13 protein-coding genes, 1 pseudogene and 1 CRISPR repeat array (1 of these 15 running past the window's edge) are annotated in these 12,486 nt (G+C 70.5%); of the genes and pseudogenes, 6 read left to right on the top strand and 8 right to left on the bottom strand.

All coding sequences use genetic code 11. From position 1 onward, the window contains the following. On the top strand, positions 1-398 hold a 398-nt coding region (locus FF041_RS37880), incomplete at its 5' end, for a hypothetical protein (protein WP_228388207.1). A gap of 786 nt (positions 399-1,184) precedes the next feature. Then, positions 1,185-1,391, top strand: coding sequence for a hypothetical protein (locus FF041_RS14340; RefSeq protein ID WP_153523204.1), 207 nt, complete (start codon positions 1,185-1,187; stop codon positions 1,389-1,391). 120 nt (positions 1,392-1,511) lie between these two features. On the opposite strand, the gene FF041_RS14335 is transcribed toward FF041_RS14340, so the two are convergent. The 5 genes from FF041_RS14335 to FF041_RS14315 form a co-directional block, all read right to left on the bottom strand. Further along, positions 1,512-2,066 (bottom strand): hypothetical protein, encoded by a 555-nt coding sequence (locus FF041_RS14335; protein ID WP_228388206.1) that lies wholly within the window; start codon positions 2,064-2,066, stop codon positions 1,512-1,514. A gap of 5 nt (positions 2,067-2,071) precedes the next feature. Beyond that, on the bottom strand, positions 2,072-3,208 hold the full coding sequence (locus FF041_RS14330) for a hypothetical protein (protein WP_153523202.1): 1,137 nt from the start codon (positions 3,206-3,208) through the stop codon (positions 2,072-2,074). Between the two features lie 201 nt (positions 3,209-3,409). Beyond that, entirely contained in the window at positions 3,410-4,534 is a 1,125-nt protein-coding gene (locus FF041_RS14325) for a magnesium and cobalt transport protein CorA (protein ID WP_153523255.1), read from the bottom strand. 151 nt (positions 4,535-4,685) lie between these two features. Further along, positions 4,686-5,573, bottom strand: coding sequence for an aminoglycoside phosphotransferase family protein (locus FF041_RS14320; protein ID WP_153523201.1), 888 nt, complete (start codon positions 5,571-5,573; stop codon positions 4,686-4,688). Between the two features lie 129 nt (positions 5,574-5,702). Next, positions 5,703-7,085: a chloride channel protein gene (locus tag FF041_RS14315; RefSeq protein WP_228388205.1), complete on the bottom strand. Its 1,383-nt coding sequence runs from the start codon at positions 7,083-7,085 to the stop codon at positions 5,703-5,705. Between the two features lie 215 nt (positions 7,086-7,300). On the opposite strand from FF041_RS14315, the gene FF041_RS14310 reads away from it, so the two are divergent. From FF041_RS14310 to FF041_RS14300, 3 genes are all read left to right on the top strand, one after another. Beyond that, entirely contained in the window at positions 7,301-8,632 is a 1,332-nt protein-coding gene (locus tag FF041_RS14310; protein WP_228388204.1) for a hypothetical protein, read from the top strand. A gap of 51 nt (positions 8,633-8,683) precedes the next feature. Beyond that, positions 8,684-9,136 carry a DUF7144 family membrane protein gene (locus tag FF041_RS14305; RefSeq protein ID WP_153523200.1) on the top strand — a complete coding sequence of 151 codons (453 nt, stop codon included), beginning with the start codon at positions 8,684-8,686 and terminating at the stop codon, positions 9,134-9,136. Between the two features lie 331 nt (positions 9,137-9,467). Next, positions 9,468-10,067, top strand: coding sequence for a BLIP family protein (locus FF041_RS14300; RefSeq protein ID WP_153523199.1), 600 nt, complete (start codon positions 9,468-9,470; stop codon positions 10,065-10,067). Positions 10,068-10,116: 49 nt separating this feature from the next. Here FF041_RS14300 and FF041_RS37875 read toward each other — a convergent pair whose 3' ends face one another. From FF041_RS37875 to FF041_RS14290, 3 genes and pseudogenes are all read right to left on the bottom strand, one after another. After that, a complete protein-coding gene (locus tag FF041_RS37875) occupies positions 10,117-10,278 on the bottom strand; it encodes a hypothetical protein (RefSeq protein ID WP_194292032.1) in 162 nt (53 codons plus the stop codon). Between the two features lie 92 nt (positions 10,279-10,370). After that, positions 10,371-10,472: pseudogene (locus FF041_RS38965) on the bottom strand (DoxX family protein); the annotation flags it as partial. 45 nt (positions 10,473-10,517) lie between these two features. Continuing rightward, positions 10,518-11,012 carry a cupin domain-containing protein gene (locus tag FF041_RS14290; RefSeq protein WP_194292031.1) on the bottom strand — a complete coding sequence of 165 codons (495 nt, stop codon included), beginning with the start codon at positions 11,010-11,012 and terminating at the stop codon, positions 10,518-10,520. A gap of 81 nt (positions 11,013-11,093) precedes the next feature. Here FF041_RS14290 and FF041_RS14285 point away from each other — a divergent pair, with 81 nt between their 5' ends. Continuing rightward, complete coding sequence (locus tag FF041_RS14285; protein ID WP_323391859.1) at positions 11,094-11,945, top strand: LysR family transcriptional regulator; 852 nt, start codon at positions 11,094-11,096, stop codon at positions 11,943-11,945. 476 nt (positions 11,946-12,421) lie between these two features. Next, positions 12,422-12,486: a CRISPR direct-repeat array (repeat unit 28 nt) (it continues 451 nt past the right edge of the window).

Below are 12,486 nucleotides of genomic sequence, written 5' to 3'. Positions count from 1 at the left end.
CGGCCGGGGGCGTGGAGCTCTCCGGGGTCGGGGAGGCCGGCTCCGCAGGTGTAGGAGTCGGTGTGGGTGTGGGTGTGGGCGTGGGACTCGGGGTCGGGGTCGGGCTGGGTGTGGGCGTCGGGGTCGGGGTCGGAGTCGGCGTGGGGCTGGGCGTCGGAGTGGGCGTCGGTGTAGGGGTCGGCGTGGGGGTGGGACAGGTGGTGGGCGATAGGGACGGCGGACAGGTGGGGGTCGGTGGGTGCGGCGGGGGAGGCGGGGGAGGCGGGGGCGGCGGGCAGTGCCGCAGCACCTCGACCGACACCCGTACGCCCACGGAGACGGGCCGGGGCCCGGCGACCGACGCGGACGCCGAGGCGCAGACGACCCCGGGGACCGAGACGGCGGCCGACACCTCGTAGGGGAACGCCTCGCCGATGACGCGTACGGCCTCCGGTCTCTCGGGGGACGCCGTGTCCGGCCGTCCCCTCTCACCCCCCGGGGAGAGCGCCGCCGCGCTCGACTGCCGGTCCGGCTGTCGCGCGGTATCCACGGGGTCGATCGCGGTCATCCCCGGCGAGCTCAGGATGGCCGCGATCCCCCATATGCTCAACTGCTCAATTCCCGCCACATTCGCAAGGTAGGACTCAGGCGGCGCACATGAGAGCACTATCACCCGAAGAGGTGATTAAGAAGCTTGTCGGATTGCAAATCCCCCGGGCGTGAGCGCGGGCGCGTGAGACGGCGCGCGGACGGGGAGGCGGCGCGGCGGCGTTTTCGGGCGCGGGGCCGGCGATCGGCCGCCGGGCCGCTTGCCCAAACGCCAGGGAGCGCCCCTGAGCAGGGGGGCATGTCACCGGATCGAGCGGTGCTCGGGCAGGGCAGGGAGCGGTGGCACCCGGCCGGCCCCGGTGATCCGGTACTCGGTACTCCCGGCACGGTCGCGGTACGGGACGGCTGTGCGGGCTTCCCCGCCGGGATCACCGGTGACGGCCCTTGGTACCGGTGCTGACGCCGCACTCCCCGATTCGGAGCCTTCTCCACTGCCCGATTTCCGACTATGGCTCGTGCCGAGACCCTCGCCGGGGGGCACGGGGCGCGCTCCGGGGCTCCGGGGGCGCAGGGCTTCGGGTTTTAGAGCGAACGGGCCGCCGTGGGACGGAGTATCTCCGGGTGCGGGCCCCGATGGCCCGTGAGACGGTCGCCGAGTGATCGAAGACTTTCTCGACGACTTTCCGGTGCCGGTGGTGCTCGCCTTCTCCGCCGCCGCGCTGCTCCTGGTCGCCACATCGGCCCTGCGGCTCTCCAGTGCGGGCCGCACCGACCCTTCCGACGAGGCGCGCTCCCTCACCCTCGCGCTCTACGGCTGTCTGGTCGCCCTGTTGACCCTCGGACTCTTCGTCGCCCTGCTGTAGCTCCGGGGCCCGGGAGCTCGGGAACGCGACGACGGCGACAGCGACAGCCGCCGGGCCGTTTCCGGTCCGGCGGCTGTCGCGGGCCTGCCCGGAGCGTCCCGTGCCGACGGGAACAGGGGATCAGTAGCGGTCGTGTGAGGCGTTGTTGTTCTTCAGCGCGGTGACCAGGTTCTCCGACGGCCAGTAGTCCCCACAGGTCGGCAGGAACGCCTGGCTCGGCCCGCCGTGCCCGGAGTTGAAGTAGACGCGGTAGTTGGCCGAGCACTCGCCGTTCGACGCCGACGCCGCGTTGTTCTTGATGCCTTGGCCGTCATGGCTGTTCGACAGGTTGCACACCGCCGGGCTGCCCGAGATCTGGCCGGGCCTGCAGACATACCGAACGAGTGAGACTCCGTTGGGGGAGTACCCGTAGTGGTCGGAGATGTCCTTGTTGGCCACGAAGCACGGGCTGTCGGAGTACCAGGTCTGCCCGCCCCTGCTGTTGACGTGCAGGATGAAGCAGTAGCCATTGCCCGACGAGCTACAGGCGTCCGACTCGTAGGAGATGGGGGCCGGCGGGGCCGGCGGGGCCGGCGGGGCCGCCGGTGCCGGCGGTGCCGCCGCGGCCGGCGTCACCGAGAAGGCCAGTGCGCTCAGCGCGCCGATGGCGGAGGCCACGGCCGTCGTCTTCCGCATGCTCATCAGTTGCCCGCCACCCCGTATGCCTGTCGAACCTTGACGATGGTCTTGTCCTTGGTGCTCTTCTCTTTCGCGAGCCTCGACTTGTGCTCGCTGATCGCCTTCGCCTGGATGCCGCGCTCCTCGGTGTTCCAGACCTTGACGAGCCCGGTCTTCTTCTTGCACTCGACATCGGCGACCGCGACCGCGATCTCCTTCTTGCCGGCCTTGGGAGAGGAGAGCGAGATGCCGAGCTTGCCGAGGTCTTCGAGCGGATGGTTCCGCTCGAAGCCCTTCCGCTTCATGCAGGAGGACCACTGTGCGATCGACTTGACGACGTCCGCGTCCTTCTGCGACTGCTGGAAGGCCCTGAACCCGACCCTCTCGGCCTGCGGCGTCTGGGGCATCGGGAACATCCGGCGGGCCTCGCCTCGGCAGCCGCCCTCGGGGATCTTCTGGCCCTGGTAGACACCGCCTTCGACCGACGGCCCGGCACCGGTGAACACATCGGACTCGGCGCCGGGCGCCGGCTCCCAGTACGGGGTCTCCTTCGTGTCGGTCGCCAGGTGGTAGCCGTACTTCTTCGCCAGATCGAGATCCGATATGCCGTACCGGCGTCCCATGGCCGCGTTGGTCTCCGTGGTCACCGACTGCGCGGAGACCGGGGGCGGGCCGAAGTCCTGGAATCCGTAACGCGCCATGCAGGAGCGCCACTGCGCGTGGACGGCGACCTTCCACGCGTAGCCGTCCGCCGGCTGGGTGGTGTACTGGTCCAGAGGCAGCGTGAGCCCCTTCGACAGGCCCTTGGTGGGGGCCGTCGGCAGATCGCTGAGCGCGGCCCGCGGGGGCATCGTGTTCGCGACGCTGGTAGGGGGGCTCTGGGGCGGGGCGCCCGCCTGCTGTGTTCCGCACCCGGCGAGCAGTGCCGTGAGTGCGGCGGCACCCGCGATGCCTTGGATCTTCCTCAACGTGAACGGCCTTTCCGTGGTCGGCATGGCATGGGAAGACGGCATGTCCCAGTCGGCGTCGGTGGCGGCTCGGGCATTGACGTCATGAGGGTGGCGCTGCGCTCGCCGCCGGGTCGTGGCGGCGCCGGAGGGCGCCGCGAGCCGGGCGGCGGTGTCACCCGTGGCCAGCGCCGGCGTCGTCGCCGTGCTCACTACGGGTTAGCGGTACGTTGCAGATAGTTTTGGAGTGGCCGAGCGTATACATGCCAAATGACGTTGTCCATACCTTGATCGTCCAGGGCGCCGCCCCTGGATGTACGGCCTGCTCATCACGGGGTGATGGCGGCTTTCGGGGTTTCCGTGACAACGCTGTCGGGTCGCGCCGACTGACTGAAAACAGCCTGAAAAGCCCTTCTACAGCCAACCGTTGCGCCGGAAGCTCCGGTGAATCAGCACACAGGCGGTCACCATCACCCCGATCACCAGGGGATAGCCATAGGTCCAGCGCAGCTCCGGCATATGGTCGAAATTCATTCCGTACACCCCGCAGACCATCGTCGGCACCGCGACGATCGCGGCCCATGCCGTGATCTTCCGCATGTCCTCGTTCTGGGCGACGGTCACCTGCGCCAGATGCGCCTGGAGGATGGAGTCGAGCAGGGCGTCGTACCCGCCGATCTGCTCGTTCAGCCGCGCCAGATGGTCGACCACATCGCGGAAGTACGGCTGGATCGCGGGTCCCACCGGCGGCAGCGGTGCGGTGGCGAGCGCCTGCATCGGCCGCTCCAGCGGCCCCACCGCGCGCTTCAGCTCCAGCAGTTCCCGTTTGAGGAGATAGATCCGTCCGGCGTCGACCCGCCGGGCGTCCGTGCTGAAGACGGCGGTCTCCACGGCGTCCACATCGTGCTGCACGGCGTCGGTGACGGCGAGATAGTCGTCCACGACCTGGTCGGCGATGGCGTGGAGCACCGCGGCGGGCCCCTTGGCCAGCTGCTCGGGCCGGTCCTCCAGCGCCTCCCGCAGCGGTCCCAGCGAACCATGCCGCCCATGCCGGACCGTGATCACGAAGTCGGTCCCGGTGAAGACCATCAACTCGCCGGTGTCCACCACCTCACCGGCCGCGTCCTGCTGTTCACGGCTGACGTAGCGACAGGTCTTGAGGACGGTGAAGAGGGTGCCGCCGCCGTCCTCGCGTCCGTACCGCTGCACCTTGGGGCGCTGATGGGCCTGCACCGCGTCCTCGACGGCCAGTGGGTGCAGCCCGAACAGCTCGGCGAAGACGGCGAACTCGATCTCGGTGGGCTCGTGCAGACCGATCCAGACGAAGCCGCGGCTGTTGCCGTTGCGGCTGCTTCTGCCGCTGCCGCTGCGCACCCGGCGCAGGGCTCTCCCGGCATCGTTGTCGCAGGGGATCCGCACCCCGTCCTCGTACACCACGCAGTTGACGACCGAGCTGCCGAGCGGCGAGCGGGCGGGGTGGCTGAGATCGACGGTCGGGCGGTAGGCGCGGCGCATCGCACGGCGCAGCTTGTGGATCATCGGCACGGTGCGGCTCCTTCGAAGGCCGGGCGTCAGTGTGCCATCGACCGCCGGGTGGAGGGTGCGATTCCGCAGCTCCTGGGGGTGTGGCTGAGCTTCCGGCGTCCGTGCCTCTGGTCCGGGCTTCCGGCCTCCGTACCGTACTCCGGGCTCAGCGGCGGCCGTCCGCCGGAGCCGGTCCTCTGGATTCCGCCGGTCCTCCGGGCCCCGCCGGGCCCGGGTCCCCCGGCCCCAGCCACCGGTCGAACACGGCCCGCTCCTCGTCCAGATAGCGGGCGTCGCCCAGGTACTGGAGATGGTGCCCGTCGGCGAGATGGCCCGCGAAGGCCGCGCTGCCCGCCGCCGCCTCGGCGCGCATATACGCCACCAGGGCGTGCAGCCGGGCGATGACGGTGTCGATCAACTCCGCGCGGTCCGCCGCGCCGAGCCCGTAGCGGTCGCAGAAGTCCCGGGCCCGCCGGGCCTGTTCCGCCGCTGTGCCGAAGCCGTCCGCGTTGGCGGGCGCGGTGAGCGGAGCCCAGCGGTGGACGGCGTAGGCGATGTCCCAGAGCCGGGGGCCGGGGTGGGCGGTGTCGAAGTCGATGACGCCGATGACCCGCGTACCGTCCAGGACGCAGTTGTGGGGTGCGTAATCGCCGTGGCAGATGACCTCGACGGGGGTACGCGCCGGGAGCATCCACCCGTCCGCGGCGGCGCTGCGCGCGTACTCCGCCGTGGCGTCGTGATAGGCGCGCAGCACCTCGGCCGCGCTCCGGAGGGCTTCGGCGGAGGCGGCGGCCGGGGTGGCCGGGTAGTCGCTGACCTCGCCCGGGATGAAGTCGAGGAGCTCGAAACCGTCCTCGGTCACTCCGTGCACGGCCGGGGCGGCGGTGAACCCCTGTTCCCGCAGCCGCCGCAGCAGCTCATGGACGCGTGGGGACCAGGGGCCGGTGGGCCGCCGTACGGTGTCGCCGACGCGGACGACCGTGTTGACGCCGCCGGACATGATCTCCTGATCGGACGTGATCTCCTGATCGGGCACGGTCTCCTGATCGGGCATGGCGCGGGGTGCTCCTCCGGGTGGTGACCTCCGGGTGGTGGCCTCCGGGTGGTGACCTCCGGGTGGTGGCCTGGTGAGCCGCCATCATCGGGTGCGGTCCGGCGCGTGTGCCAGTGGTTAAGGCCCGCCTCAGCGGGGCTTTCGCTCCAGGAGCTGTGCGGTGATGAAGCCGACCACCGAGCAGACGGCGATCAGCGGCATCTGATTGTCCGCGTCATCGCCCATGAGGAGGGCGGCGAGTACGGCGCTGGTGACCGGGAGCCGGGTCACCACCGCCGTCGAGGTGGCGATGCCGAGCGCGAGCGCCGGGGTGGTGCCGAACCCGGGCAGCCCGGAGCAGGCGATGCCGATCGCCGCCCCCAGGAGCACGGCGGGGAAGATCGGCCCGCCGCGCAGCCCGCCCAGACAGATGCCCCAGGCCACCCCCTTGCAGAGCACGAGCACGATCAGCGCCGCGATGGACCAGGCGTGCGGGTCGGCGGCGAGCGCGCCGAGGGCGATCTGCCCGGAGAGCGCGGCCTCCGCCGGGGAGCGCCCGGTGATCAGGGCGTACGCGGCGACGCAGACGCCCACGGCGACGGCGGCGGCGACCGTGCGGAGGCCGGTGTTCCGCCGGGTGGTCCAGGCTTCGGCGAGATAGCCGAGCCGGTGGGCGGCGGTGACGACGACGGCGAGCAGGACGGCGACGGGGAGGCCCCACAGGAAGTCCCCGGCGTCGGGCGGGACGTTCGGCGGTACGGAGGGCAGTTCGAGCGCGCCGATGGAGAGGCCGGTCCACTCCCCGAAGCCGGTGAAGACCAGCGCGCCGACGCCGCTGGCCAGCAGACAGGGCAGCAGCAGAACGACCAGCTGCGGCCCGGCGAGACCGGCGGCCTCCACCATCATCACGGCGGCGACGAGCGGCCCGCCGAGGATGGTGGAGATGGCGGTGGTGGACCCGGCGGTCCCCAGGACCAGTGCCGCCTCGGGAGGTTCGGCGCGTTTCGCGGACCGTACGGCGAGCAGGGCGAGCCCGCTGCCCAGCGCCATCAGGGGGGCCTCGGGGCCGAGGACCACCCCCAGCGGCAGGGTGGCGAGGGCGGCGAAGATCACCCCGGGGAGCGCGTCCGGGCCGAGCGGGGGACCGCCGAGACCGTGTACGGGGGTGTGCCCGCCGCTCCCGACGGCCCGGGTGACGACGGGCGCGAGCAGCAGCCCGGCGAGCAGCAGCGCGGGCAGGGGCCACCACCAGGGGGGTTCGGCGTAGCCGACGGCCTCGGGGAGGGTCTCCCAGACGGCGTGCTGGAAGGCGTGCTGAATGCTGACGAAGAAGAAGCAGGCGAGGGCGATGGGGACGCCGATGACGACGGAGAGGAGGAGGAGTTTGAGGTAGCCGCTGCTGAGGAGGGTGTCGCGGAGGGTGGGGGTGGTTCCCGGGGCCCCGGGGCTCTCGGGGCTGTGGGGACCCCGAGAGCTCTTGGGGCTCTTGTCGCTCCGCGAGTCGTCCCCTCCCGCCGACGCCGATGCGCTCATACGGCCGCTCCCGGCTCTCCCGGATCGGTCGTTCCGTACCGTCCGTACCCGTATGCGCGCATGCCCCCATGCAAGGCCAGCGGCGGCCCGGCTGCGCGTGGGCGGGCCCGAACGGGTGAGCCGCCCGGGGGATCTGGCCCGGATGCCCCAGCGCGGGTCGCCGTACCCGCCCGTTCCGCTTTCCCTGAGGGCAGACAGTGGAGGTGGTGGCGGCCATGGCGGACGAGGAGAGCGAGCTGGAGCAACTCCGCTCCCGGATCACGGCGCTGGAGTCCCGTGGCTCCGCGAGAGGGCCCCACCACCGGGTGCGCTCCTTCTTCTCGGCGCTGCTGATCGTCATCGGCTGCGTACTCGCCCCGCTGAGCGCGGTCGCCGTATGGACGGCCGACGAGGTGGGCGACACCGACCGCTATGTCGCCACGGTGGCCCCTCTCGCGTCCGACAAGGACGTCCAGGCGGCCGTGGCGAACCGGGTCACCGACGCGGTGATGCGGCATATCGATCTGAACTCGCTGCTGGAAGGCGCGGCCCCGGCCGACCGCCCCCGGCTGGCGAAGGCGCTGGCGAGGCTGGCCGGCCCGCTGGATAACGCGCTGCGGAGCTTCGTCCATGACAAGGCGCAGGCGATCGCCGCCTCCCCCGCCTTCAGCACCCTGTGGACGAACGCCAACCGCGCCGCCCATGACGCCGTGGACAAGGCGCTGACCGGAAGCGGCGGGGGAGCGGTCAAGCTCACCGGCAACACGGTGGAGATCGATCTCGCCCCGGTCATCGACCAGGTCAAGGCCCGGCTGGCCGCGGACGGTCTGACGGCAGCGGGAAAGATCCCCGAGATCCATACGAACTTCACCGTCGCGCGCTCGGACGACATCGGCAAGCTCAAGACCGCGTTCCGGCTGCTCCAGCTCGCCGGGGCCTGGCTGCCCGTCCTCGCGCTGGCGCTGGTCGTGGCGGGGGTCCTGCTGGCCGTACGCCGCCGCCGGGCCGTGGTCGCCGCGGCCCTCGGCGTCGCGGTCGCGATGGGGCTGCTCGGTCTGGCGCTGACCGTCTTCCGCGCGCTCTATCTGGACCGGCTGCCGGCCCAGGTCTCCCAGCCGGCGGCCGGCGCGGTGTACGACGCGCTGATCCGTTTTCTGCGGACGGCGGTGCGGATGGTCGTCACGCTGGGCGTGGTGATCGCCCTGGCGGCATGGCTGACGGGTCCGGGCCGCCGGGCCGTCCTCGTACGGGGACTGTGGCGCAGCGGCATCGAGGCGGTACGGGGGGTGGCCGGCCGCGCGGGGCTGCGGACCGGCCCGGTGGGGCCGTGGGTACGGCGCTACCGGCGGTGGATCGTCTGGGCGCTGGTGGCGGGGGCGGTGCTGGCGTATCTGCTGTGGAGCTATCCCACGGGGTGGGTGGTGGTGGGGCTGGTGCTGGCACTGCTGTTCGCGGTGGCCGTCGTGGACTTCCTGGCGGCGGATCCAGGCCCCGGGGCGGGCGCCGACACGGCGGGACCGTCACCCGAACGGGTGTATCCGGATGGCGGCGACAAGGGTTCGGGCTGAGAGTCGAATCCCCGTCCGCGTTGGGCGTACGGGCCAAGGAAGGGAGGTCCCATGAGCCACGCATCACAGCCGGCCGGGACTCCGCCACCGAAGTCCTCGCACGGAACCCGTCAGAACAGCGGCTGGGCGGTGGGAGGCGTCGTCTTCGCGGGAATCCTGATGGTGTGCAGCGGGGTGCTCGCGATCCTCCAGGGCATCGCGGCGATCGCGGAAGACGATGTGTACGGCCGGGTGGGCACCTATATCTACCGGATCAACCTCACGGGCTGGGGCTGGATCCATCTGATCATCGGTGTCTGTGTGCTGATCACCGGCTACGGCCTCCTGAAGAACATGAGCTGGGCGCGGTACGCGGGTATCTTCTTCGCGTCGCTGAGCCTGGTGGCGCAGTTCCTGTTCTTGCCGTACCTGCCCATCTGGGCGGTGATCGTGATCGCGATCGATGTGTTCATCATCTGGGCGCTCGCGGCCTACCGTCCCGACGACGGAAGGAACTTCGTCTGACCTCCGCCCCGGCCCGGTCCCCGACCCGTGGCACGCCCACGGGCCGAGGGCCGGGCCGGGGGCGACCACCCGTACCCGTGCGTCCGGTTTCCCTTTCGCCCTGTGGCCGATATTGAACACCCATTCTTCGCCAGACGGGTTTTCGGTCAACGTAGAGCTGGAGGGGCAGATTCTCCGGGCACTCTCCGACTGGTCTCCGCCCGGCTGATCACCGGGTGCTTTCCTTGACCCTTGATCAGTGATCTCCGCATACTCATGCGAGTTTTGCAGTCACCTGTGAGGCGACTGCGGATTCTCTGAGAGCGTGAATTTCCCTGAAAGGCGGAGAATCATGGGCAGGCGTTTTGGATTGGGTGCGGCGGCGGTGGCTGCGGTGTGCGCAACCGTCGCTGGGGTCTCGTCGCCGAGCGCGGTCGCGGCTGAGAATTCTGCGGGGTGGCCGCCCGGGACGATGACGGCGGAGAAGTACAACGCGGCCCAGTTCGGCATGACGGTGACCCAGGTGTTCGATGCCATCGGCCGGGATTCCTGTGACGGTTCCTCTCCCAACTTCGCGGCGTCTACGACGAAATACACCTACCTCTGTTGGGGGTCCGAGCCGTCGGGCGACATCTATGCCTACGCGAACCTGACTTTCACCCAGGGCAAGCTCACCGGAAAGTCCCAGGAGCACCTGATCAAGCCGGTCACGCCGTCCATGACGCTGGCCAAGTACGACAGCATCCCCAAGGGAATGCCGGTGGATCAGGCCATGGCCATCGCGAACCGGAATTCCTGTGTGATTTGGTCGGAGGAGTACCCGGCGTACCCCTCGACGGCTGGACACGAGCAGTGGTTCCACTGCAAGGCCGGGAATGTGCTGATAGGGTACGCGCGCTTCGGCTTCACTGATGGAGTCCTCGCCTGGAAGAACAAAGTGGGCCTGGTGTAGAGGGTGCGGGCGGCCTTTCCTTTCCCGCTCACCATTGCCCGGCACACGGTTACTCCCTGCGGGCTCGGTTCGACAGATCGTCGAATCGGGTCGTGCCGGTGAGGATGCGCCCGTCGGTGAGGGCTTGGCGTACGGCTCGCGCGGTGTCCTCGGGGCTCATGCCGGCGGTTGGCAGGGGCGCGAGGGTGAGGGTGAGGCGTACGCGGCCCATTCGGCGGGCGCGCTCCCGCCAGGCGTCCCCGGGATCGGGGATGGGGAGGACGTGCTCGGTGTGGCGGACGGTGAGCCCGAAGAGGCCCGCGCCATCGGTCGGAGCTGATCGCGGCTGCGGATCACCTTCAGCGTGCCCGCGTAGAAGTAGAAGAGGGCGAGCAGTCCCGCGACGATCCAGTAGGCGATGTTCATAGTTCCCGTTCATGGGTCACTGGTTCACGGGACCCGTCGACTGCTTCAGGCGAGGTCGGTGGCAGGCTCGGTCGCGTAGCGGCTCATCGCGTCGATATTGGCCTGTGGCGTCAACGGCCGGCCGCCGACGAGCACCTCTTGGAGGTCTCGGAAGTACTGCACATACAAGTCGGGGGTGAATGTGCTGAGCATGACGGCGGGTTGGTCGGTCAGGTTGGCGAAGGTGTGCGGGGTACCGGGCGGAACCATCACGAGCGTGCCCGCGGTGGCGTCGTGGTCCTCGTCCCCGACGGTGAACCGCACAGTGCCGGAGAGGATGTAGAAGCCCTCGTCGTGCTGGGTGTGACGGTGCTGCGGCGGTCCCTGGGTGTGCGGGGCGAGGACGGACTCCGCGATCGCGAGGCGGTGCCCGGTGTGGCTGCCGTCCTCCAGGACGCGCATGTGCGTGGTGCCCAGAACGATCGTCTCGCCCTCGCCGGGACCCACCACCGACACCACGGGGTCGGCCTGCGGCGCGTTGGCCTCTGCTGCTTCGGTCATGCTCACAAGTGCACCGCCGGGGGCCTGCCAGTGTCCAAGACCCATCCCGCAGCGCCGATACCCCTTGGCTATCGTTGCAGCGTGGAGCTACGGACCCTGCGCTATTTCGTGGCCGTCGCCGAGGAACTCCACTTCGGCCGGGCAGCCACCCGACTGCACATGAGTCAGCCGTCGCTGAGCCGGGCGATCAAGCAGCTGGAGGCCGATGTCGGGGCCCTGCTGTTCGCCCGCTCACCCACCGGCGTCACGCTCGCTCCGGTGGGCGCGGTGCTGCTCGACGAGGCGCGGGCCCTGCTCGACCATGCTGACCGCGTCCGTGTACGCGTGAGCGCGGCAGCCGGCGCCACGACCATCACCGTCGGCATCCTGGGCGACGGCACCGACCCCGGAGTGTCCAGGCTGGCCGCCGCCTACCGCCGAACCCACCCCGGCATCGACATCCGCATCCGCGACACCGATTTGACCGACCCGACGTGCGGGCTGCGCGCCGGACTGGTCGACGTCGCCCTGACCCGGGCGCCGTTCGACGAGACCGCCCTGACGGTGCGTGCGCTGCGAACCGATCCGGTCGGCGCGGTCCTGCGCGCCGACGATCCGCTGGCCCGCCGCGACCGGCTGCGGCTGGCCGAACTGAGCGACCGCCGCTGGTTCCAGTTCCCGCAGGGCACCGACCCCATCTGGCAGTCGTACTGGAACGGCAGCACGCCGCGCGAGGGCCCAGTGGTGCGCGCCGTCCAGGAGTGCCTGCACGCCGTGCTGTGGAACGGCACGGTCGGCCTGGCCCCGCTCGGACACGACCTGCCCGCGGAGTTGGCCGTGGTACCGCTGACCGACATGGTGCCGAGCCGAGTGGTGGCGGTGTGGAACGAAGGTGACACCAACCCGTTGATCCGATCCTTCATCGAGATCGCGACAGCCGCCTACCGTCACTGAGCGCCGGCAACCGGTGCTGCCGGTGCTCGTGAACAATTCGAGCACAGCGGCCCTCGGAACTGCCTCCCGAAGTGGTGAACATCTGCTGTCTCTCTCTCGTGTACAGAGCCAACCCGCCGTAGACGCGTCGTACTGCCCTTGGCGACACGCGACACCATGACCGAGGGAAGGACCTGGTGCCGGGCCCACTGCGGCGCGGCGAGCAGCGCACCCTCCAGGGTCTCCAACGACGCGTCCCACAATTTCGCATCCGCCTGCGCGAGCGCCTTGTCCATGGCGTACCGGTTCCGGGCGGCGCCTGACAGAACCCTCTCGTGCACCGGCTTGATGCTCCCGATCAGCGACAGGGCCTTGCCTGTCTCCCCCCAGGGCCACATTGATGCCGACAGCCTGAGTCGTAGCGGACACTGGCCCGAAGACCGTCCCGCATGCGCGGGGCCCACCTCGATGAGGACGCCCGCCGCCGCGCCGGGGCCGGACCACCCTCGCATGCGCGGGGACCACTGGATGGTGACGCCGCCCGGCGCCTGGTCGACCGGAC

Origin of the sequence: Streptomyces jumonjinensis (assembly GCF_009600885.1) — a bacterium.
GTDB classification, from domain to species: Bacteria; Actinomycetota; Actinomycetes; order Streptomycetales; family Streptomycetaceae; genus Streptomyces; species Streptomyces jumonjinensis.
Note: the sequence above shows the minus strand (reverse complement) of the source record. Positions and strands in the feature narration are given on the sequence as shown.